This window comes from Microcoleus sp. N9_A1 (assembly GCF_036701795.1).
Taxonomy (GTDB): Bacteria; Cyanobacteriota; Cyanobacteriia; order Cyanobacteriales; family Microcoleaceae; genus Microcoleus.
This window is the reverse complement of the sequence record NZ_JAUBRI010000057.1, coordinates 15,619-37,073: the sequence shown is the minus strand read 5'-3', so window position 1 is coordinate 37,073 and position 21,455 is coordinate 15,619. Positions and strand designations below refer to the sequence as shown.

The following is a 21,455-nucleotide window of genomic DNA, read 5'->3' as shown; positions in this document are numbered from 1 at the left end:
TTTAGTCCGTTCTTATGCTGCGGACTAAAGTCCGCACTACGAACCTGTATTGCTGAAGTGGTTATTTAGAGGATTTTCTTCAAAGTTTTAACTAATATTTGATTCTGTTCTTCCGTACCTACACTAATTCGCAATTTGTCTTCTAATCGCGGCTGATTGAAGTATCTAATCAATATTCCCCGTTCTTTCAGTGTTTGATAAATTCTTTCTGCATCGCCGCCCAGCGGTCTGACTAACAAAAAGTTGGTTTGCGAAGGCCAAACTTCAAAGCCTAATTCCTTGAAGATAACTGCTAGTTTTGCTCGCGAAGCCTTAATCTTTTCGGCGTTGGCTGTTTTGTGGTCTGAATCTGCGATCGCACTCGCCGCCACCGCATAAGCTACAGCATCAACATTGTAGCTGTCTTTAATTTTATTTAATTCAGCCAGCAGCAGCGGATTTGCTATAGCAAAACCCAACCTCAATCCTGCTAGAGAATAACCTTTGGAAAGCGTTCTCAAAACTATAACATTACTGTACTTTTTTGTCAACTCCAAAGCATTTTCTTCTGCAAAATCTACATAAGCTTCATCAATGACAAGAATACCCGATAACTCTTGAGCCAGTTTCTCCAAATCTGCCACAGAAATAGCTGTTCCCGATGGACTGTTGGGCGAGGCTACAAATGTCACAGCACCCCTGGCTCCTATTAGCAAATCGACTGGTAACTGGTAGTCGTCTGGATAGGGAACTTCGACAAATTCTGCATCTTGAATTTGTGCCAAAGTGCGGTACAATACATAGGTTGGCGCGGGACAAACAATCTGTTTTCCCGGTTCGCCCACAGCACGAACTATCAAGTTCAATAAATCATCGCTGCCGTTACCTACAGCAATCCAATCGTCAGGAACTCCCAAAACTTGACTAGCAGCGATGCGGAATTTTTTACCCGTTGGGTCTGGATAGCGCCGCAGCATTTCTCCGTCTATTTCTTGAAGCACTTTTAAGGCTTTTGGAGAAGGCGGATAGGGATTTTCATTAGAATTTAATTTAATAATTTTTGTGCCTAGCGGTGGCTGTTCTCCCGGCACGTAACCCGACATTTCCTGGATGCTTTGGCGAAAATAATTCATCTATTATCTGGCGTTAATCTGCGTTAATCTGCGGTTAAAAAAGATCATATCAAACAATTAGTGACAATCCGAGTTATACCCAAATCAATTAATTTTTGCCTATCTTCTGGATCGTCCACCGTCCACACCACAATGTCAACTCCCTGACTCCGGCTTTCTTGAATCAGTGCGGGATTTTCCAGCAAAATGCGATACTGGCTGCTAATCAAGCGATCTTGATACGCCACAGCTTGAGATAATTGAGTTTTGTATGCTTCTAGATTAGCAACAATGTGTCCGATCGCCAAATCGCCATCTAGCCGCCGCACTTGTGCCAAAAATCCATCACTAAACGAGGTAATAACGCATTTTTCTTTGATTCCTGCACCATTCAAAGTATTGACAAAATCCGCAACTTCTGCATCCGACCATTCGCAATGGGGCTTGACATCAAAATAGAGAAATTTGTCAACTTTTTTCAGGATAACTAATGCTTCTGCGAAAGTAGGAATTTTTTGTCCTGAAAATTCATCGCTAAACCATTTTCCCGCATCAAGTTTCTGCAATTGTGACAGGTTTGTTTCCCTGACTTTACCAGAAAATCCAGTGATTCTATCTAGTGTTGTGTCGTGAAAAATCACCGGTACGCTGTCGGCTGATAGCTGGATGTCGAATTCGATCGAATTAGCTTTGCGGGCGATCGCCAGTTCAAAAGCTGCTAAAGTATTCTCAGGGGCGATCGCCGAAAATCCCCGATGTGCGATAATTTCTAAATTCACTGTCTTGTTCCCTCTAAAAAATCTGCCACAGTTTGATTAAAAGTTTCCGGTTGAGTCAAAAAACACCAGTGATTCCCCGGTACTTTTGCAGCGGTAAGATTTTTCAAGTATTTCTTGTACGGCTGCATTTGCCAATCCATGCGATTTACGCCTTTTTCCGGCTGTACAAACAAAGTCGGTATCTCAATATTTTCAGTTAAACCGGCAACTTTCATCACTTCTACAAATATCTGATTTCTGGCAGCAATCGCAAACTTACTACCCCAATTTCCGTCGGATTTTTGTTCGATTTGGTGTTGGAATACCCTTTGCTGCACGTCACTCCAATCTGCGTATTCTCCCGATTGTTTTGCTGCTGCTTCTGCTTGGGATAAAGTCGCAAACGGGCCCACACATTTGAGACAATCTAATTTTCGGTAAACAATGGGGAGGGTGAGTTTCATCACGGCGGGCAGTTTGGTGATGAAGATGGGGTCTACTAAAATCATACTGCAAAAGCGATCGGGATTTTGTCTCGCCCAAATCGGTGCTAGTTTTCCCGTCCAAGAATGTCCTACAATATGGGCATCAGGCCAGTTGAGATGTGCCATCAAAGCTTCTAAATCTGCGATCGCACTTTCAAAAGTATAGCCTGTTTTCGGTTTGCTACTCTCTCCGTGACCGCGCATATCTGGCGCTACAATATGATAGCGGTTGGAGAAGTAATTGCCCAAGCCCGTCCAGACACACGCACTATCTGCTAAACCGTGCAGTAGCAGCAAACGCGGAACTTTTTTTAGCCCAGTTTGTGGCTGCCATTCTAGGTAGGAAAGTTCAATTTCTGGTAAGTGCAAAGTCTTACGAGTTGGCATAATTAAAGTATTTTATAGTTGGATAAATGTGATTTAACTTTTTTATGAACAGGCAAGATGCCTGTTCCACAAAGAGTGAAGTTTCTTGGACTGTTTTCCTAAACAGGCTTTCCGGCTTATTTCACAAATAATAAGTCTTCTTGTGGGGTGGGCTTCTAGCCCGCCCTTCAGAGCTAATTTTTCCTTTTTAAACTTAACAAAATAAACTGAGTTTTCTGCGCTTCATCAAAATTGTCGTCACTGACCAAAACTACACTTTTGCTGCCATCTGGCAACATCGGCCCGAGGGTCATTCCCTCTAAATTGTACAGCGGAATTCCGAGTTCGCTTAAGTCTAGCAGCAACTTTTTCTTAATAGGTTCGACGGCCACTCGTCCTTTAAAACTCTGGATTCTCGAAGTATCTGTAGCCGCCCCAACCGCTACTTGATAAATCCTAGCGCTGTATCCCGACAGCCCAAAAGAACGTTCTAAACTCAGAATCTGACCGCCACCGACAGTTACTAATTCTGTTAAACCGTTCAAAATAGTCATGGGAACTTGGTCGAGGATGTAAAGATTTTCCGAGACTAATTGAGGCGTTTTATCGACGATAACATAATGTAAAAGACGAAGTTTGTTTGCCTGTTCCGGGTCTAAATCTTGCATTAACGGCGCTTCCGTAGCTGCGAACAAACGAAACGGATCGAGACCGCCCGGACTAAAAGTTTCTGGGTCGATGGTTAAAGATTCAAAACCTAAATTGTCCACCACTCCTTGCTGCTGTTTTTCATCGCTGGCATCGGGAATGTAGCGCTTTGGAATCGGCAAATTTCCCCGCATTTGCCCTGTTTTGAGGTCAAATTCACCTAGAAAAGGAGGGATGCCAACATGAGTAACGCCTTCGCTGGCGACAAATACTGAATTGCGGGGAGAAAAGGCGATGCCTTCGGGATTGATGGAACCCCAAGAGAAGGTTTCACCGTCTGCTTTTTTGAGGGATGTAACGCCTTCAACGGTAACTTTTTTCAGGCGAATATTTTCTGAATCGCTTGATGTGAGGTCGAGTCTCAAACTGTAAAATCTCGCTTCTCCGTTTTCGCTGGGGTCGTCGGAAAGAGCGTAAAAGCGATAAGCTTTAGAAGTGACTGCGCTAATACCTTTGGGGTCGTAGGTGATTCCTGACAAACCGCCGACTGGTGCTCCTTCAAAATTGATTTTTGGCAATTGGTATTCGCCCAAAAATTCTAGAGACATTTCTGGAAAAGAGCGGTCTTTTGCAACTGCGGAAGGGGGGGCGCAAGCTGTGCAAACAGTTAAGACAATTAGGGCTAAACTAAATAAGCGTAAAATACGTTGGCGAAGCCCGCCCCTACGGGGGCTACGCCAACGAAGAGGATCGCCCAGCGTCTTTAAATCAATATAATTGCTGAGTGCGGTAAAATTTATTTTGTTGCTCTTGTTGAACAGTTTGCTTTTGTGCCATCTTTGTGACATAATTTATACCGTTTTGTAGATATGCAAAACTTGATGTTTCCAGAAGAGATGCCGAATCGCGGCAACCCAATTTTGAGAATGAGAAGTTATGTGCCAATTGGGTGCTTGCTTTTCTTGTGGCTGTGTGCTGGTTCTATTGCTAGCGCCCAAACTAATCCACCAGGCCTCGATCAATTTTCTCCTAATCCTCTAGAAATTACCACACCCGATCCCCTAGCTCCCGCTAACGAATCTTTGAGCAGCACTCAGCGGGACGAACTGACAGCGGCTTTGGAGGAGTTAAACTTAGAAGCAGCGACTAAACTGGAAGCTGGAGACGGCGCGGGTGCTTTTGAAATTTGGTTCCGAGAATTGCGGCTGCGGAGGTATCTGGGCCCGGCGGCAGAAATTGCTGCTTTGAGTCGGGTGGGAAGTGCTGCTTGGAGTAACGGTAAAAACCTCGAACTACAGCTTATTACTAAACGGTTGCAAGCAATTCAAAAACAAGTCAAATCTCAAGTACCACTTAATACTGAGTTGCTCCCCACCTTGGTTGCGGCTTTTCAGCAGGTGCGCGCTAAAGGGCCGACTGTAGAAGTTTACCAACAAATTCTCGAAAATGCGCGCCAAAAGCAAGATATATTGGCTGAAGGTCAGATTTTGAAGGATCTCGCACTTATTCACATCAATTGGCTGAGTTACGATAAAGCTGCTCCGGTGTATGAGGAATTGGCAACTTTAATTCAGGAAAACCGCGCTTTATTTGCTGCTAATTCGGCTGTGCCAAATTCTGCTGTAGTTGCGGGAAACGGCGCGCCGCCGCAGCCTGTAACTCCTCCAACTGAGGTAGATACTCTGAGACAGTTGGCCTACGTTTACCAGCAGTCGAAACAACCCCTAAAGGCGATCGCCGCCCGTGAAAAACTAGCATCAGTGTATGTCAACCTGCAAAATCCCAGCGCCATACCACCGCTCAAAATTGCGATCGCCAGCGATTACCAAACCATAGGCCAAATCAATTTAGCCGCTCAATACTATCAGGAAGCATACAATTTAGCCGTCCCCATTCAACAGTATGCCCAAGCTAGCGAAGCTTTGGATAAATTAGCATTGCTTTACCGAGCGCAAAAGCAGTGGGAGCAGACTTTGCGGATTTATCAAATGCAGTTGCTGTTAGAAGAGCGGGCTTACAATTTCTACGGATTGATGAACGCTTATGACAATATCGGTCAAGTTTATCAAGAGATGAAGGCTTACGATAAGGCTTTGGAATCCTATCAAAAAGGGTTAGAAGTGGCTAAAAAATTGGGACACCGACAAGAGTATTTTGCTAAGAAAATTCAGAAAGTTAACAAGCAATTGCAAAAAACTTCGTAGTTGTCAGCCGACAATAATGCCAATCTGCGATGCGAGTAATTTAAATGCAGTAAGGTGCGCCTAGCGCACCCTACAAAACTACTTTTGACTGGTAACTTTCTCGCGATATAGAATAATATACTACATCTGTTTCGTAATAATGAGCATTTTTTTCATATTTCATGCCAACTTTCTGTATCACCCGCTGCGAGGCGATATTTTCTGGGCGGGCGATCGCAACTATTCTATCAAGCTGTAATATTTCAAATCCATAATTTAGACTAGCCAAAGATGCTTCTGTCACCAATCCTTGATTCCAATAAAGTTTGTTGAGTACATAGCCAAGCTCAACTTCCGGTGTGTTGTCCAGAAAACCAAGTCCGCAGCGACCAATCATTTTACGGTCTATTTTATGTACTACAGCCCACATTCCAAAGTTGTTTTCTTCCCAACGTTTGAGCATGGTATGAATGGCGATTTCTGTTGCTTCTCTAGTTCTAACTCCTGCGAGGTATTTCATGATTTCCGGATCGCTGTAGATGCGGTACAGCTCATCTAAGTCGTCTGGCGTAAATTGTCTCAGATACAATCGGGCTGTTTCTATTTCTTGCATGATTAATATAATTTCTACTACTAGATTATGATACCAGTTTTGATAAGTCTTGCTACAAACATTTTGGTTGGATTTCCTTCCTTAACTCAACTCAACTACTTTTGACTGGTAGATTTTTCGCGAGATTGAATAATATACTCGATCGCGATAGTCAAAGTTATGCTGGTATTTCATCCCCATTTTTTCCATTACCCGCCGCGAGGATCTGTTTTCGGTATCTGCAACTGCGACTATTTTTTCTAACTTCTATACTTCAAATCCGTACTTGATGCTGGCCGCCGCAACTTCCGATGCTAAACCTTTCCCCCAATACGCTTTTGCTAACACGTAACCGACTTCTACTTCAGGTGTTTTGCTTAAAAATCGCAGCCCCCCGTCGCCGATTAACTGGTTGTTTTGTTTATTGACAACAGCCCACAAACCGAAAGCGTGTTTTTCCCAATCAGCGATTATTTCAAATAAATCGGCTGCTGTTTCTTCTCTACTTCTGACGCCTTCGCTCAGATATTTCATCACTTTTGAATCGCTGTAGATGCGGTACAGCTCATCTAAGTCATTTGGCCTAAATTGTCTCAGATACAATCGGGCTGTCTCTATCTCTTGCATGATGACATTATAACCTTTCTTTAGATCCCCGACTTCTTTATGAAGTCGGGGATCTGGGTGTTCTGTTTTTTGAGCTTGGTCTAGTTATTTGTTACAATTATGACTTAGATAAATTGTACAGTTTTTGCCATCAATGACCATTTCCTCACCAGTAGCAGACACCAAAAACAAATCCGGCCAGGAAACAGACTGGCGGTTATTCATGAGGTTGGCATCTTATGCAACCCGCAGCAAACGCTTGCTGATTATTTCGATCACACTATTAGTACCGCTAGCAGTCTCAGGAGCAATTCAACCCATTCTCATCGGGCAGGCCATTTCGGTAATTCGCTCGGAACCTACCTACGAATTCTTGCGGGGATTGCCTCTCTCTGCTGCCTTGAATATTTTGGCTATTTTGCTCATGCTAACTATAACACTTAGATTAGCACTGCAATCAGTTCAAGGCTATTTAGTCACGAAAGTAGGGCAAATAATTACTACTGATATTAGAAATGATTTGTTCGCCCACGTCACATCGCTAGCAGTGAGATTTTTCGATCGCACTCCTGTCGGTAAATTGATGACTCGCCTCACCAGCGATGTGGAAGCTTTGGGAGAGGTTTTCTCTTCAGGGGCGATCGGCATTGTCAGCGATTTATTTTCAATTTTAGTAATTGCCATTTTCATGTTTACCATGCAGTGGCAACTAGCTTTAATGTTGGTGCTGATGATGATACCAATTACCGCAGTCATAATTTATTTCCAGTACCAATATCGCATAGCAAATTACAATACCAGAGAAGAACTGTCCGAGCTCAACGCCCAACTGCAAGAAAACCTGACTGGTATTGGCGTAGTGCAGCTATTCCGCCGCGAAAGATTCAACTCAGAATTGTTTAGAGTCACCAATAAACGCTACATTAAAGCAGTCGATAAAACTATTTTTTACGACTCCGCCGTATCTGCGACATTAGAATGGATTGCTTTAGTGGCGATCGCAGCCGTTTTATGGATGGGCGGCCAAAGGGTTTTAGCCGGTAATCTTAACTTCGGTACTCTCTCGGCATTTATTTTATTTGCTCAGCGTCTTTTCGATCCGCTGCGGCAATTTGCTGAGAAATTCACTGCAATTCAAGCAGGATTTACCGCTGTCGAACGGATTAGCGATATTCTCAACGAACCGATCGAAATTAAAGATCCAACTAGCGGGAAGAAGGAAGAAGGAAGTTCGGCAACGGATTATGTAACGGATGTAACGGATGTAACGGATTTGAGGAAGAAGGAAGAAGGAAGAAGGAAGAAGAAAGAGGGAAGAAGGGAATATTATTCGCCGTTGCTGATGGCAGGTCATCCAGAGGCACTTGCCTATAATTTATCTTCAAATGAGGAAGAATTGGTAGAGAATAATCAAACTCCTGTAACTTCTGAATATCGCCTATCCACTAACAATCAAAAATCCCTACTTGCCCATGCCCAATCAAAGCAATCTGAATCGGGAGAAATCCAATTTGACAACGTGTGGTTTGCTTACAAAGAAGACGAATATGTCCTGCAAAACCTCAATTTCACCATCAAATCCGGGGAAAAAGTAGCATTAGTTGGCCCCACCGGTGCGGGCAAAAGTTCGATTATCCGTCTCCTGTGCCGCCTTTACGAACCTAGCCGAGGACGGATTCTGGTTAATCATGTCGATATTCGGGATTTGCCTCAAGCAGAGTTACGCAGGCACATAGGCGTAATTATCCAAGATGGCTTTCTCTTTGCTGGTGACGTGAAGAGCAATATCAGCCTGGGAGAAAGTTACTCGATTGAGGAAATTCAAGCAGCAGCAGAAAAGACAAATGTTGCCCGTTTAATCGAACAGTTGCCTCAAGGTTATGATACGCAATTGCGGGAACGGGGAACCAATCTTTCGGGGGGACAAAAGCAATTATTAGCCTTTGCTCGCGCCGCTATTCGCAATCCCAGTATTTTAGTTCTAGACGAGGCAACTGCTAGTTTGGATGTGGGGACGGAAGCTTTAATTCAAGAAGCTCTAGAGCGTTTGATGGCGGACAGAACGGCGATAATTATTGCCCACAGGCTCTCGACTATCCGAAATGTCGATCGTATTTTAGTGCTCAAACGCGGGCAGTTAGTAGAATCGGGCAGCCACGAAGAGTTGTTGCAGCTAGAAGGGTTGTATGCCAGTTTGTACAAGTTGCAAATGCTGGGAAGTTAGACAGTTGACAGTTGACAGTTGACAGTTGACAGTTGACAGTTGACAGTTGACAGTTGACCGAAGGAAGAAGGCTACGCGATCGGGTAAAAAGACTTGTCAGTCAGCGTAGTCTAAGGAAGGAAGAGGGAATATTTTTCCTAAAGTCGGCAGATTTGCGGTTTTAGATTTTAGATGTGAGAACAAATCTAAAATATAAAATCCAAAATCTCAAATTGATTCACTTGCCTGAAATCATTTTCCCTAGGGTTTCCGGCAAGTGAATTATATGTTGGAAAAGCTGATTTGGCCCGATGCCAAACAATAACTGCATCGCCAGCACAATTGCTGCTAAAGCAATCGCTGTTCCGATGCTGGCTTTCAACACTTTAAACGCCCAATTAAAGACTAGCCAAGATACAAGTAAGGAAGCGATTAAGATAATTAGTTCTATTGGCATATAACATTTTTTACTGTCATGTTTGATTCAAGCAATACTGCCGCGCTTCCGTGTTTCCTTATAAGAAATTCCGACATTTTTTAAGCCGGCTTTAATCATTTGCTGCTCTAACAAAGCGAAAAAGCGAGTTCGATCGCCCCCCGTGACTACCGCTTGATTGTGAGCTTCTGCTAGCGTCACCGGATACCCGCCGCCTTTGTGTACTTGAGCCAGCATCATTCCTAATGCTAAATCTAGCTGTGCTTTATCTTGTGCTACCCATTCCGGCACTTCTATTCTAGCAATTTCTGTGCCAACGTGAACGTAACAGAAATAAACTGAATTGAGGCCGTACAAATCTAAAATTCGAGCTTGGGATTTCCACAAAGGGCTTCTTTGTCCCGGTGAGAGGATTGTTGCCCACAATATGGCATCCCGCAAAGGTTCAAATTCTTGACAAGGTGCTTTTTCGGCGAAAGAAATTGTGGCGGCAAATCCGACGTTCGGACAATTTGTCATGCAGTCTGGTACTTCGTGGGTGCAAGCTTCAAACCGTAAAAAAGATAAACTTTCGCTGCTGCGAGAAGCGCTTAAGTATCCTAACAGCGGAATTCCTGCTAAACGCAACTTGTCCCAAGCTTCTAAAATTGGCAGCAAAATTTGATCGCGCGCTTCGCTGGGTAACTGTTCCAAAAACCAATAAATCAGGGAACCATCTACCATTGCTAAAGCTGGCGCGGGCAATTTATTGTCGTTAACTTTTGCCCAATTGCAGCCCATTTCTGCTAAGGCAATTGCTTCGGAAACGGCGCGCCGGTATCCCATCCATTCTTCTGTTCTAATTCCCCACTGTCGCGAACCGTACAAGTCTTCGGGTTTGTAGAAAACCTCGGGTACGCTGTCTAAAACTGGGTGGCGGCTTTGCCCGTAGTGCAGCATGACTGTGCCGACGTTTAGCAGGTAGCAGTAGGCTATTTCGTGATGGTTGGGGGAAATTTGCGAGCCGTCTGTGGCGAAGACTGTGTGAGCGGCGGGGGGTGCGGTAATGTAGGTGCGATCGCCCAAAGGCTCGATCGGCGTAGCAGCATTAAATAAAGTGCGATCGTGCCAATTCTCTTGCAATTCCACCAATTTTTCTTGTCCCGCTGCTGCCTTAACCAGCAAATTCTGAGCCACTTCCAAACGTTGGCGAGCCGCCTGAGCTTCCACATTCAAATGTTGGCTCATTCCCTGCATTGCCTTAGCTGCTTTAGTTAAATCGAGCATTAGTTTTAAGTCTCAATATTAGAAAGCTTTCAAGTTGATGGAGCGATCGCACTTGCGACTCAGAAACCCGGTTTCTTCCTTCTATTTCTCGTTCCTGGACCCAAAACTCCTAGAAACCGGGTTTCTCACCCGATGCGCCAGCCCTAAATCTGAGAAATCATCAAAACACTTTTCAAATTTTGGGTTCCGAAGCTTGCTTTTTTTTGCCAGAAACTGGGTTTGACGGACGAAACTACACAGATTATAACCCGTAGGAACAGTAATAAAATCTGGTTTTTCAGCTCAAGATAGCCTCCAAAACTGTATCAAAAAAAAATCGATTTTTTTTTTCAATATCCTTGCTTTTTTTGAAAATTCCTGTTATGTTTATCTTATAATGGGAGTGCGTCTAAAAATATTATTTTCGCAACCATCCCATTATTTAAAAATACCATGCCAGCGCCGCAACAGTCAACCCCAAAATGTAAAAAATTGTGGATTTTTTTTGACTCTGGCAATCGAAAAAAAACCCACCAGCCAACAAATCTAACATCAAGATTCGAGCGGCAGCCAATCGGCAAAATCTCCGGCAAACTGCGACAGAGAAAGCAATTGAACTGGTGGATTTTGAGCCACAGATTCCCGTTCTGCCAAAGTATTGTAACCCCAATCAGCCAAAAACAACCTCACCTGAGATAAATCCGGCTGCTGCTTCACCGACAGCAAAGTTTTTAACCGATCTTCTACAAACCAAATAATCGAATCTTTACCAGACGCTGCCAAAAATTCTCGCAAGATTTGATGTTTCGGCTTGTTGTATTCCTTGCCAAAAATCAACTCCGACGGTATTTGTACGCCAGCTAGCTGTAAAAGTTCTCGGACAAAACGACCTTCCTTCGTAGTGACGATCGCCACTTTAACCGAACTATCCTGCAAAGAGTGCAGGCGATCGGCTACCCCTGGATAAAAACGGTGCAAAGACAGCCACCCAGGTAAATCCTCAGCAATCCAGTTATCGCGCAATCCGTCCAACATAGCGCCGACAGACTGGGCTTTCAAATTATTTTCGGTCAATAAATTGGGTACAATATTGGGCCAATCCAGCAGAATTTGCTCTTCCGTAATTTCTGTCAGCAGTGCGCGAATCAGCAGTGGCATTTCCCAACCAGTTTCGATGGCGGGGCGCACTCGGTAAAAACTCAAAGCTAAATCTGGATCTGGCACTGTTTCGACTGGTTTCCAGATTTGACAGTAGCTGCGCCAAGCTGTTTGGAAATATTCGATTAGTCCGTCACAAATCACACCGTCAAAATCAAGGGCTAGAATTGTTGGAGAGTTATTAGTCATCAAGCGATTTTAGATTTTAGATTTGGGATTTGGAATTTGGGTGAATAGTCTCGATTAAAAAGACTGAACTAGCGGTTTATCGGCGATCGCTTCTAGTTTCTGGGACTGCAACAATTGCGTCCACTCTGCTTTCAGCATCGGATCGTCAGGAGCTTTTCGTCGCATTTCGGCTAGAGTAGCAAGAGTCTCGTACCAAATCCCATTTTTAGCATAAGCAATCACCTTAGCCATAGGGTCGGGATTTGCCAAATCCTTCTTGAGATTTCCCTGGGGTTCAATTCGCTGCATCCATCCTTTAACAATATAATCTCCAGAACGCTCCAGAGGATCGCAGGCTAGTGCAAACGACCACACATATCGCTTACCAACCTCAATATTTTTTGTCGGGTCTTTCTCAGGAAGGCTAACTCCAACAATTCCGGCTTTGTCATTTTTTAAAGTAGTTTCGTAAACTACTTCTGATTCATCTGCGTTTAGCAAAATAAACTCTACTTGAGCCGCCGGTTGAGAAACATATACAAAAAATGTTGGCGACTCTGTTAGCGTTAAGCCAATATTGCTTTCAGGTATTAAGGGAGTAATGAATAAACCATCCCGTAACTTACAGCCTCGATGCGTCCCCCCTTGCCTGTTGTCGGGGGCTGTTACATCTGGGGGTTTGAAATTAACATTCTGACTCAGCAGAATGGGTGCAGGCACAGCCTGCATCGGTGTAAGCAAACTGGGGAGAGTAACTGCGATCGCCAATACAGTCATCACCAGTGCAGTAAAATGTATAAAACGTTTCATTTTTCCACCAACTTGTAGAAATATTTATAGATTGCATCTCTAATTTTAACCCGGAGTGTTAACCCCGGGCGCGATCGAGTAAATGGGTTAATTTTCACATCGCCATCGGAAGACTGACAAAACTTTAAGAAATAGCGAGATTTAAAGAGGCGCAACCAGTGGTTGAGCTGCAACTGATTCCAGTCCTTGGGACTGCAATAATTGCGTCCACTTGGCTGTCAGCTTCACATCCTCCGGTGTCTGGCGCCGCATTTGGGCTAAAGTAGCAAGAGTTTCGTACCAAATCCCATTTTGAGCATAAACGTTGAGCCTAGTCATCGGGTCGGGATCTGCCAAATCGCTCTTGAGAGTTGCCTGGGCTTCTATGCGCTGCACGAACCCTTTAACAACTAAATCCGCCGATCGATCTTCGGGGTCGCAAACCATCGAAAATGACCATACGTATCGCTTGCCAACTTCAAGGGATTTGTTGTTGTCTACGGTGGCAGGAATACTAACTCCAACAATCCCCGATTTTTCAAGTTTAAAGGTTTTTTCGTAGACCACTTTGTCCTCGTTTTCGTTGAGCAAAGTAAACTCAATTTCGGGCGAGGTGTTAGGAATATAGACAAAAATTGTGGGAGAATCTGTTAAGGTTAAACCGATATTAGTTGGAGGGACTAAAGGAGTAATAGATAAACCCGCTGGACAAAGCTTGTTGCCACGATGTGTCCCTCCTTGTCGGCCGGCCGGGGCTGTTACGTCGGGAGGCTTGAAATTAACATTTTGACTCAGTAGAAGCGGCTGAGATTGTGCGCGCATCGGTGCCAGTGAACTGGGTAGGGTAGCTGCGATCGCAGATACGGCGATCGCAAGTGTAGCCCGATGTAGAAAACGTTTCATTTTGTTGTACCTTTCACTATAATTGCAAACACAGGCATTCGCTGATGGCGACAAATATTTTTGAGATGCTAGTCGAGGGCTAGTCGAGGGCGCAGATACACAATTTAAACCTTGACATATCATCAATAACATTAATTAATTCGAACGGCAAGTGATTCTCTGTCGGAAAAATCAGCTTGCCTAGGTCGCAAGTATCATTGGATACAGTTGCTCGCCACGTACTGTAAATTTTTGTAACAAAGTGGTCGGAGTTTCCGAGTGTTCTAAGATGGAGGAAGTCTCCAGCAGGCGGGAAATGTGAAACAACTACTGTTCCAGAAACGAGTCAAACTTTTATGCTGGGATAGTAAGCAACCCCGGTCTAAAGACACGGGGCTTCGTAAGGATTCAGATGAGTAAAATATCTAACAACATTCGATCGGCAGCGGCTCAATTGAGTCTAATGTATAAACCATCACTAGCATTGGCTAAGTCTGTATTAATTGCCAGCGCGGCAGTAACATTATCCTTGATGGGAGCCCGACAGCTAGGAATACTCGAACCATTAGAATTAAGCGCTTACGACCAAATGGTGAGGTGGCGTCCCGAAGAACAGCCAGACTCGCGTTTGCTAGTTGTGGGGATTACCGAAGCAGACATTCAGAAACTGAAACAGTGGCCGATATCCGATCGCAAAATAGCTGAAATCTTACAAAAACTTGACAAAATGCAGCCGGCAGTCATCGGTTTAGATGTACTGCGAGACGTACCTTTAGGAGACGGGCGCGAGGAATTAACTAAACTTTTACAAAAAAGCGATCGCATTATCGGGGTATGTTTAGTCACCGACGGGAACCCCGACAATCCAGGTTCTCCACCTGCGCCGGGGCTGCCAGAAAACCGGGTCGGATTTGCAGATTTCGGAGTCGATCCGGGTGGCATACTCCGCAGGGCTTTATTATTTATGAAACCGCCGACCATTGAGGGCAACTCCTCGGCCCAAAAACATTTTTGCAATGACGATTCTCAAGTTTTATATTCCTTCAACCTCCAGCTAGCACTCCGCTACCTGCAAGGGCAAAAAATCTCTCCCAAACTCGCCCCCGATCAATCTTTATGGCTGGGAAAAACCCAATTAAAACAACTAGCAAGCAATGACGGAGGATACAAAAATGCCGATGTCAGGGGATATCAAATATTAATTAACTATCGTTCCAAGCAGCAAGTCGCAAACCAAGTCAGAATCACCGATGTTTTAGAAGGGAAAGTTGACCCGAATTTAGTTAAAGATAAAATAGTGCTCATCGGTTACACCACAGAAACCGTTAAAGATTTCTTTTATACTCCTTACAGTGGGCGACAGCAAAGCAACCAATTCATGCCTGGTATCGTGGCACACGCACAAGTAGTCAGCCAAATTTTGAGTGCCGTTTTAGACAACAGACCGATGTTTTGGTTTTGGCCGGAATGGGCAGAAATCTTGTGGATTTCGGGATGGTCAATTGTGGGAGGAACCTTGGCATCGCGGATGGCTCACCCAGCGAAGTTGACAGTGACATTCGCAGCACTGCTGTCCGGGTGCTGCGCGATCAGCTTTGGGATTTTTCTGTTGGGAGGGTGGGTGCCTGTGGCAGCGCCAGCCTTAGCATTAATCTTAACGGGCGGTAGCATTGTATCAGCAGAGAGATTTAATAAAGCCGGATACGGGAAAGCAATTAGCGATCGAGTAAAACAAGTCTTCAAAATCGAAATAGACCAAGCCAAAAAAGAACAGCAAGTCGCAGAAATCACAGAATCTGATTTCTTTAAAGAATTGCAGCAAAAGAAAGATAAACTGAGGATTAGCAAACAAGAAACCTCTGAAAAAGCACCTTCCGATCCCCAAGAAATAACTGCTAGTAACGCAGAGCTTCCCAAGGCCGAAAGTCAGGCAGATGAATACTTAGGTCAGTTGCAGGAAAAAGCCAAACAGCATAAGCAGCGCGCCGCCGTGACTGAATTGGAAAGCAGCTCAAAAACGGGTACCCCGAGCGATGCCTGTTCGGGTGCTAGTTCAGCAGAAACCAAACCCGATGACGAGTTCAGCGATTTGCAAGCCAAAGCCAAACAGATGCGGCAGCGCAGGGGCGCAGAAAAGAGGATAAAAGATGAAAAAATTGATAGTTTAACAGACAAGGAGGATTTGGGGGGCAAGGAAGAATGACAGACAGCTCGACTGCATCGAGAATTGCATCATAATTAATTCTCGCCGTTTCTTACGCTCATACGCAGATCATGTCCAAAATCATCTCTGTCCACTCTTACCGGGGCGGAACTGGCAAATCGAACACGACAGCAAACCTGGCATCTATTATCGCTCGCAGCGGAAATCGGGTCGCCATTGTGGACACAGACATTCAATCGCCCGGGATTCACGTGCTGTTCGGTTTCAGCGAGAGCAACATGGATCGCTGCCTGAACGATTACCTGTGGGGCCGGTGTCCGATCGCGGATACGGCCTACAATGTGAGTTCGCTGCTGCCAAAATTAGCCAGTAACGGCAGCCTCTACCTGATTCCTTCGAGCATTAAAGCAGGGGAGATAGCGCGAGTTTTGCGGGAAGGCTACGACGTGGGACTGCTTACCGACGGCTTTCAAGAACTGATCGAGGTTTTGAACTTAGACTACCTATTTATAGACACGCACCCGGGGCTCAACGAAGAAACCCTCCTCAGCATCACCATTTCCGACATCCTGCTGCTGATTCTGCGTCCGGATCAGCAAGATTTTCAGGGAACGGCTGTCACGGTAGATGTGGCCCGCAAATTAGAAGTTCCCAAGATTTTGATGACGATTAATAAAGCCCCAGAATCGCTGGATTTCGAGGATTTGAAGCAGCAAGTAGAGAGTATTTACAAAATCCCAGTGGCAGGGGTACTGCCCCACAGCGACAAGATGATGCTGCTCGCCAGCAAGGGGGTGTTTGCGCTGCACTTCCCTAACGACCCTCTAACTAAGGTGGTGGAAGGGATTGCCAAACAGATTGTGGGATAATTGGTACAGCGAAGACCGATCGCCCACCCAGGAGTTTCGCTTTCGCTCTCAATTCTTGGGGAGCGATGTCCTCCTGCGTATCCGGCTGCCAGTGGCAGAGGAACTTTCTCAGCGACAATATTTGGTTAAAGAGTCAGGAGAATGGCGACAAAATGAGATACAAATAGATTATGAGAATTTGTTAAAAAACTTTAGGAGGAGAACTCATGGATTTTGACTTCCGCATACTAATAGTATTGATGCCCGTATTGTTGGCTGGCGGCTGGGCTGCTTACAACGTCGGCACTATAGCTCTCAAACAAGTGCAGAAAATGTTGAACAAGCAAGCTTAAACTCAGCCTCTTTTCAGGTAATTCCGCAGCCGACTGTTTTTTGTGATACAAAACAGTCGGCTGATTTGTGCATTGGCTCTGCTTAAGTGATGGCTGATTTTTGGCGGGCAATTTACGACTGCAGAGAGATGGAGCGAAAACAAAAGAAAAGTTAGATTTAAAAATTAAGCAGAAACCGGGTGCGATCAAGCAAAATACTTTATTGCAGCAAACGAGCCTGGGTAAAAAAACCTAGCTGTGAAAGCAGGGCGATCGTGTAAGTTCGGATTTTGATGTTTTGAACTCTACTCATAACTTCTGAGTAGAGTTCCATAAAAATATTGGGTAAGCACGTTATCGCAGAAAATATGAGACAATCACAAAAGTATTTGCCCTAACAATCGCCCTAAAAACTGCGAAGTTTAACGGGTAGGGAAGATAGGTCAAATTGTCAATGTTTAAATCCTATATCTTTAGATAGATTATGCTTTTTCCCCGATCGAGCGGCATTCTACTCCACCCCACATCCTTTCCCAGTCGATTTGGCATGGGAGACATGGGAATAGAAGCATATCGCTTTATTGACTTTTTAGTAGAGAGCGACCAGCAATACTGGCAGGTATTGCCGCTGGGGCCGACAGGATACGGCAATTCTCCTTATTCGTGCTATTCAGCAATGGCGGGAAATCCGCTGCTGATCAACCCAGAACTGCTGCGGGACGACCAATTGCTCGCCGATGAAGACTTCGCTAATTTACCAGAATTTCCGCTCGATTATGTAGACTTCGAGCGGGCGATCGCCCTGAAAGTGCCTTTGCTCAAAAAAGCTTGCGAAAACTTCAAAGCCAAAGCATCCCCCATCCAGCAAAAAGAATTCTCAGCTTTTTGCGAAAGCAAAGAGAGTTGGCTGGAAGATTACGCCTTATTTATGGCACTAAAAGACAACTTTGGCGGTGTTAGCTGGAACAATTGGGAACCAGAAATTGCCCGTCGAGAACCAGAGTCGCTAGAGAAGTGGCGCCAGCAGCTAAATGCTGAGATTTATTACTACAAATACGTCCAGTTTGAGTTTTTTCGCCAGTGGACGGAGTTGAAACGCTATGCCAATCTGCGGGACATTAAAATTATTGGCGACATTCCGATTTATGTAGCTCACGACAGCGCGGATGTATGGTCTCATCGAGAAATATTCTGCTTGGATGAAGCCACCGGAGAAGCAGCTTTAATGGCGGGAGTTCCCCCGGATTACTTCAGCAATACAGGTCAATTGTGGGGCAACCCGGTATACAATTGGGAGAAGTTGCAAGCAACTAATTTTGAGTGGTGGGTGGAGCGTTTTGAAGCGATTTTCGCTTATGTAGACGTGACTCGGATCGACCACTTTCGAGGATTTGAGGCTTACTGGGCGGTGAAACGCGGGCAAGAAACTGCGATGTACGGAGAGTGGATTAAAGCGCCGGGAACAGCTTTGTTGGATGTAATTAACGAGAAGTTTGGTAACTTGCCGATTATCGCTGAGGATTTAGGGGTGATTACTCCAGAAGTGGAAGCTTTGCGCGATCGATACGAGTTTCCGGGAATGAAGATTTTGCAGTTTGCTTTCGGTGCTGGCCCTGGCGATCCTTTTTTGCCTTTCAACTACGATCGCAACTGCGTAGTTTACACCGGAACCCACGACAATGACACGACTGTGGGCTGGTTCAATCAACTGCAAAACTACGAAAGAGATGAGGTTTTGCGTTATTTGGGCTGCATAGATCCCCAAGGAATTCACTGGTCTTTAATCCGCATGGGTTGGATTTCTATTGCTAATTTGGCAATTGTGCCGTATCAAGACTTGTTGGGTTTGGATACCGACGCGCGGATGAATTTTCCGGGGAAAGCAGAGGGAAATTGGGGCTGGCGGTATCGGCCTGAAGCTTTGAATTGGGAGGTGCGCGATCGGCTCAAAAGCATGACTTACATCTCCGGCCGCGCTCCTAATAAACATTGAGCGTCGGTAAGGGGTAGTTGGTAGTTGGTAATTGGTAATTGTTAATGGGTAATATCAAATCTGTTAGCATCGGAATTATTCCTATCTCTCTACTCTTGATCTGCGTTAATCCGCGTCAATCCCTTGTCATCTGCGGTTCGAAAAATTCTCTTTGTTTGACCGCAGATGAGGGCAGATGCAACACAGATTAACGCAGATGAATTCTCTCAATTTCGGTTGCACCATCCATCGGGAATTGTTGACCCTTCGGCTTCGCTCATGGCATCGCTGTTGACTGGATTTGACTATTCCGATGCAACCGGAATTTATCTAATGGGTAATTGTTAATGGGTAATTGGTAATTGGTAGTGAGTGAATCAAGACGGACATTCTAATTAAAAGCTGGGGACTGCCCGCTCTTAGCTATTACCCATTAACAATTACCCATTAACACTCAACCTTGATTCTTGGGCGGTGCTGAAGGCTTGAGTTCGTTTGCTTTAAAAACAACTTCTTTGGCGACTCCCGGATCTCCGAGTTGTTCGGCTTGTCCGTTATTAACAGCAACCATTACGCCGCCGGCGTTACCTGCTACCAATACCAATTGCTTTTGAGCCCCCCAGGTGCGAACAGTCCCGGTCGGCAAAGTTCCCTCAAACTCTGTTTTACCATCGACTTCAACCTGCATCCAGGATTCTGCTTTAAAAGTGACGCTAATCATCACTGGTTTATTGCCAGATTTATTTAAATTTTGACCGGTTCTTGCTGCTTCCACAGTGGCGTAAGTATCCGGTTTATGAGTTTTTGAGGCGCTAGATGCCTCAGCAGCTAAACGGGCTTGTTCTTTCTGCCCAAGCGCTAGTTCTTCGGCTCCCGCACCGTTTTTTGGGGTCACAGAACCGCTCATCAACTGAGATAAGACATTGACCGAACAGATAATTAGAAATGTGTAAAAGAGGTAGAGGTGCATCGGCCGCAACTGAGGCCCATCTTGCCAGGATAGCTTGGTTCTCGATCGGGGCGGCGGTTCGATCGGGAAAAACTCGGCAAACTGAGTTCCGTCCAAACCCATTGCTTCAGCGTAGCGCTTGATCAAACCCTGAGTGTAGACGGGTTCGGGAAGTTGGTCTAGTTGACCGTCCTCGATGGCTTGTAGCAGATTCCGCCGAATCATTGTTACCAGGGCTACTTTGTCCAAACAAATCGACTGCTGTTCGCGGTACTGACGGAGTTGAGTTCCAATTTCGGCTAGCTTCTTCTGAGCTGTTTCTGGCTCTTGGGAGTGCCGTTTCTGCTTAGTGGTTTTGAAGAATAAAAACAATAAATTCTTTGTCATATGCTGTGCTCCTGGGAATTTACTGGCACGCTTATTGATGTTAGGTTGACTAGATTCCATAAATAAATAATTTCCGCATCTTCTAGGGGTCGGCAGCAGCCTGGTGGCAATATTGGCGAACCGGGCCGCTGCAATTGAATCGGGCCAATGGCTGTGCGGTGCAGGCGCACCACGGGATATCCCAACAGCTCGGCTGTTCGCCGAATCTGTCGGTTTCTGCCTTCTGATAGAATGACTTCTAACAGAGTTTCGTCTCGCGCGCGATCGATAACTTTAACTTTCGCGGGCAAAGTTTTTCTGCCGGACAAGATGATGCCCTGACGCCACGTTTGTAGTATGGGTTCCGGGGGATCGCCCCGTACCCAAACCTGATAAGTTTTGGCGATCGAGTGACGCGGATGGGTTAAACAAAATGTCAGCTTACCATCATTGGTGAGCAAGAGGGCGCCGGTGGAATCTGCATCTAAGCGTCCTACGGGGTGGATGCCTTGACCGGAGCGCAGTTGTGGTGGCAGCAAGTCGAGAACTTTCGATCGGGATCTTGGATCGCTGCAAGTAGAAACTACGCCTGCCGGTTTGTTGAGCAACAGATAGACCTTTGCGGGTCGATCCGTTGGTTTCACCGGGATTCCATCCACTTGGATGAGATCGCGATCGGGATTCGCTTTTTCTCCTAAGCGAACAATATTGCCATTAACTCGGACTCGTCCAGCTACAATCATCTGTTCTGCAAGACGGCGAGAGGCAATGCCCCACTGGGCGAGGATTTTTTGCAGCCTTTCATCAGACATGACGGGAGTGTGGAAATCCCCAACGAGCCAGCGGTGGGGGAGGAAACACGACACGGTTAATTGATTAACCGTACTAGCAATGCTCAATTCCTGGTTGGGAATAAATTATAATGCTGACCAATTATTACAGGACGCCCGGCCTGGCACAGATTTTCCTTGTGCCCGGTGCAGATTGTCCTGATGGCATTACCCTGAATGCTGTGCAAAAACTACGACGAAAAGACTCGTGGCAGGCACAGGTTTGCACCGTTGGTTTGCGGCTGGTTTGAAAGGTGTGGGTCTGACCCGACCATAAACCAACACTACCATAAATCCCGTACTGCTGGTTAAATTTATACGCTCGATCGCGAATTTTTCATGGGGATCGCACAACTCGTGAACTACCCAAAGATCCCAAGGGGG

Annotated in this window: 19 protein-coding genes; 6 read left to right on the top strand and 13 right to left on the bottom strand. The window is 45.3% G+C overall.

The features are described 5' to 3' along the window. Positions 1-65 precede the first annotated feature (65 nt). From hisC to QUA58_RS22905, 4 genes are all read right to left on the bottom strand, one after another. Entirely contained in the window at positions 66-1,112 is a 1,047-nt protein-coding gene (hisC, locus tag QUA58_RS22920) for a histidinol-phosphate transaminase (protein WP_333396168.1), read from the bottom strand. Between the two features lie 44 nt (positions 1,113-1,156). Next, positions 1,157-1,870: a glycerophosphodiester phosphodiesterase family protein gene (locus QUA58_RS22915; protein WP_333396166.1), complete on the bottom strand. Its 714-nt coding sequence runs from the start codon at positions 1,868-1,870 to the stop codon at positions 1,157-1,159. After that, on the bottom strand, positions 1,867-2,721 hold the full coding sequence (locus tag QUA58_RS22910) for an alpha/beta hydrolase (RefSeq protein ID WP_333396164.1): 855 nt from the start codon (positions 2,719-2,721) through the stop codon (positions 1,867-1,869). The genes QUA58_RS22915 and QUA58_RS22910 overlap by 4 nt, the downstream gene beginning before the upstream one ends. A 173-nt stretch (positions 2,722-2,894) precedes the next feature. Further along, positions 2,895-3,956, bottom strand: coding sequence for an esterase-like activity of phytase family protein (locus tag QUA58_RS22905; RefSeq protein ID WP_333309528.1), 1,062 nt, complete (start codon positions 3,954-3,956; stop codon positions 2,895-2,897). A gap of 273 nt (positions 3,957-4,229) precedes the next feature. Between QUA58_RS22905 and QUA58_RS22900 the strand changes: the two genes are divergently transcribed. Beyond that, on the top strand, positions 4,230-5,552 hold the full coding sequence (locus QUA58_RS22900) for a tetratricopeptide repeat protein (protein WP_333309523.1): 1,323 nt from the start codon (positions 4,230-4,232) through the stop codon (positions 5,550-5,552). 70 nt (positions 5,553-5,622) lie between these two features. Here the strand turns inward: QUA58_RS22900 and QUA58_RS22895 are convergent, their stop codons facing one another. Further along, positions 5,623-6,144: a GNAT family N-acetyltransferase gene (locus QUA58_RS22895; RefSeq protein ID WP_333248590.1), complete on the bottom strand. Its 522-nt coding sequence runs from the start codon at positions 6,142-6,144 to the stop codon at positions 5,623-5,625. Between the two features lie 246 nt (positions 6,145-6,390). Then, the gene (locus QUA58_RS22890) at positions 6,391-6,750 is read right to left on the bottom strand and encodes a GNAT family N-acetyltransferase (protein WP_333248592.1); all 360 of its coding nucleotides are present in this window, start codon (positions 6,748-6,750) and stop codon (positions 6,391-6,393) included. Between the two features lie 133 nt (positions 6,751-6,883). On the opposite strand from QUA58_RS22890, the gene QUA58_RS22885 reads away from it, so the two are divergent. Beyond that, positions 6,884-8,953, top strand: coding sequence for an ABC transporter ATP-binding protein (locus QUA58_RS22885; RefSeq protein ID WP_333248917.1), 2,070 nt, complete (start codon positions 6,884-6,886; stop codon positions 8,951-8,953). A gap of 217 nt (positions 8,954-9,170) precedes the next feature. Here the strand turns inward: QUA58_RS22885 and QUA58_RS22880 are convergent, their stop codons facing one another. The 5 genes from QUA58_RS22880 to QUA58_RS22860 form a co-directional block, all read right to left on the bottom strand. After that, positions 9,171-9,389, bottom strand: coding sequence for a hypothetical protein (locus QUA58_RS22880; protein ID WP_172184703.1), 219 nt, complete (start codon positions 9,387-9,389; stop codon positions 9,171-9,173). A gap of 27 nt (positions 9,390-9,416) precedes the next feature. Further along, a complete protein-coding gene (locus QUA58_RS22875) occupies positions 9,417-10,634 on the bottom strand; it encodes a DNA double-strand break repair nuclease NurA (protein WP_333248594.1) in 1,218 nt (405 codons plus the stop codon). A gap of 531 nt (positions 10,635-11,165) precedes the next feature. Further along, positions 11,166-11,960 carry an HAD family hydrolase gene (locus QUA58_RS22870; RefSeq protein WP_333248596.1) on the bottom strand — a complete coding sequence of 265 codons (795 nt, stop codon included), beginning with the start codon at positions 11,958-11,960 and terminating at the stop codon, positions 11,166-11,168. A gap of 54 nt (positions 11,961-12,014) precedes the next feature. After that, positions 12,015-12,749 carry a DUF928 domain-containing protein gene (locus QUA58_RS22865; RefSeq protein ID WP_333248598.1) on the bottom strand — a complete coding sequence of 245 codons (735 nt, stop codon included), beginning with the start codon at positions 12,747-12,749 and terminating at the stop codon, positions 12,015-12,017. 141 nt (positions 12,750-12,890) lie between these two features. Further along, entirely contained in the window at positions 12,891-13,631 is a 741-nt protein-coding gene (locus QUA58_RS22860) for a DUF928 domain-containing protein (RefSeq protein WP_333396161.1), read from the bottom strand. A gap of 391 nt (positions 13,632-14,022) precedes the next feature. On the opposite strand from QUA58_RS22860, the gene QUA58_RS22855 reads away from it, so the two are divergent. The 4 genes from QUA58_RS22855 (at position 14,023) to malQ (ending at position 18,947) form a co-directional block, all read left to right on the top strand. Then, complete coding sequence (locus QUA58_RS22855; RefSeq protein WP_333396159.1) at positions 14,023-15,813, top strand: CHASE2 domain-containing protein; 1,791 nt, start codon at positions 14,023-14,025, stop codon at positions 15,811-15,813. Between the two features lie 71 nt (positions 15,814-15,884). Further along, entirely contained in the window at positions 15,885-16,643 is a 759-nt protein-coding gene (locus tag QUA58_RS22850; protein ID WP_333081123.1) for a MinD/ParA family protein, read from the top strand. A gap of 206 nt (positions 16,644-16,849) precedes the next feature. Beyond that, the gene (locus QUA58_RS22845; RefSeq protein WP_333248606.1) at positions 16,850-16,975 is read left to right on the top strand and encodes a photosystem II protein Y; all 126 of its coding nucleotides are present in this window, start codon (positions 16,850-16,852) and stop codon (positions 16,973-16,975) included. Positions 16,976-17,438: 463 nt separating this feature from the next. Further along, positions 17,439-18,947 carry a 4-alpha-glucanotransferase gene (gene malQ, locus QUA58_RS22840; RefSeq protein WP_333248609.1) on the top strand — a complete coding sequence of 503 codons (1,509 nt, stop codon included), beginning with the start codon at positions 17,439-17,441 and terminating at the stop codon, positions 18,945-18,947. Between the two features lie 433 nt (positions 18,948-19,380). Here the strand turns inward: malQ and QUA58_RS22835 are convergent, their stop codons facing one another. Both QUA58_RS22835 and QUA58_RS22830 read right to left on the bottom strand, forming a co-directional pair. Then, entirely contained in the window at positions 19,381-20,262 is an 882-nt protein-coding gene (locus QUA58_RS22835; RefSeq protein ID WP_333396157.1) for a RodZ domain-containing protein, read from the bottom strand. After that, on the bottom strand, positions 20,259-21,053 hold the full coding sequence (locus tag QUA58_RS22830; protein ID WP_333396176.1) for a pseudouridine synthase: 795 nt from the start codon (positions 21,051-21,053) through the stop codon (positions 20,259-20,261). The genes QUA58_RS22835 and QUA58_RS22830 overlap by 4 nt, the downstream gene beginning before the upstream one ends. Between the last annotated feature and the right edge of the window lie 402 nt (positions 21,054-21,455).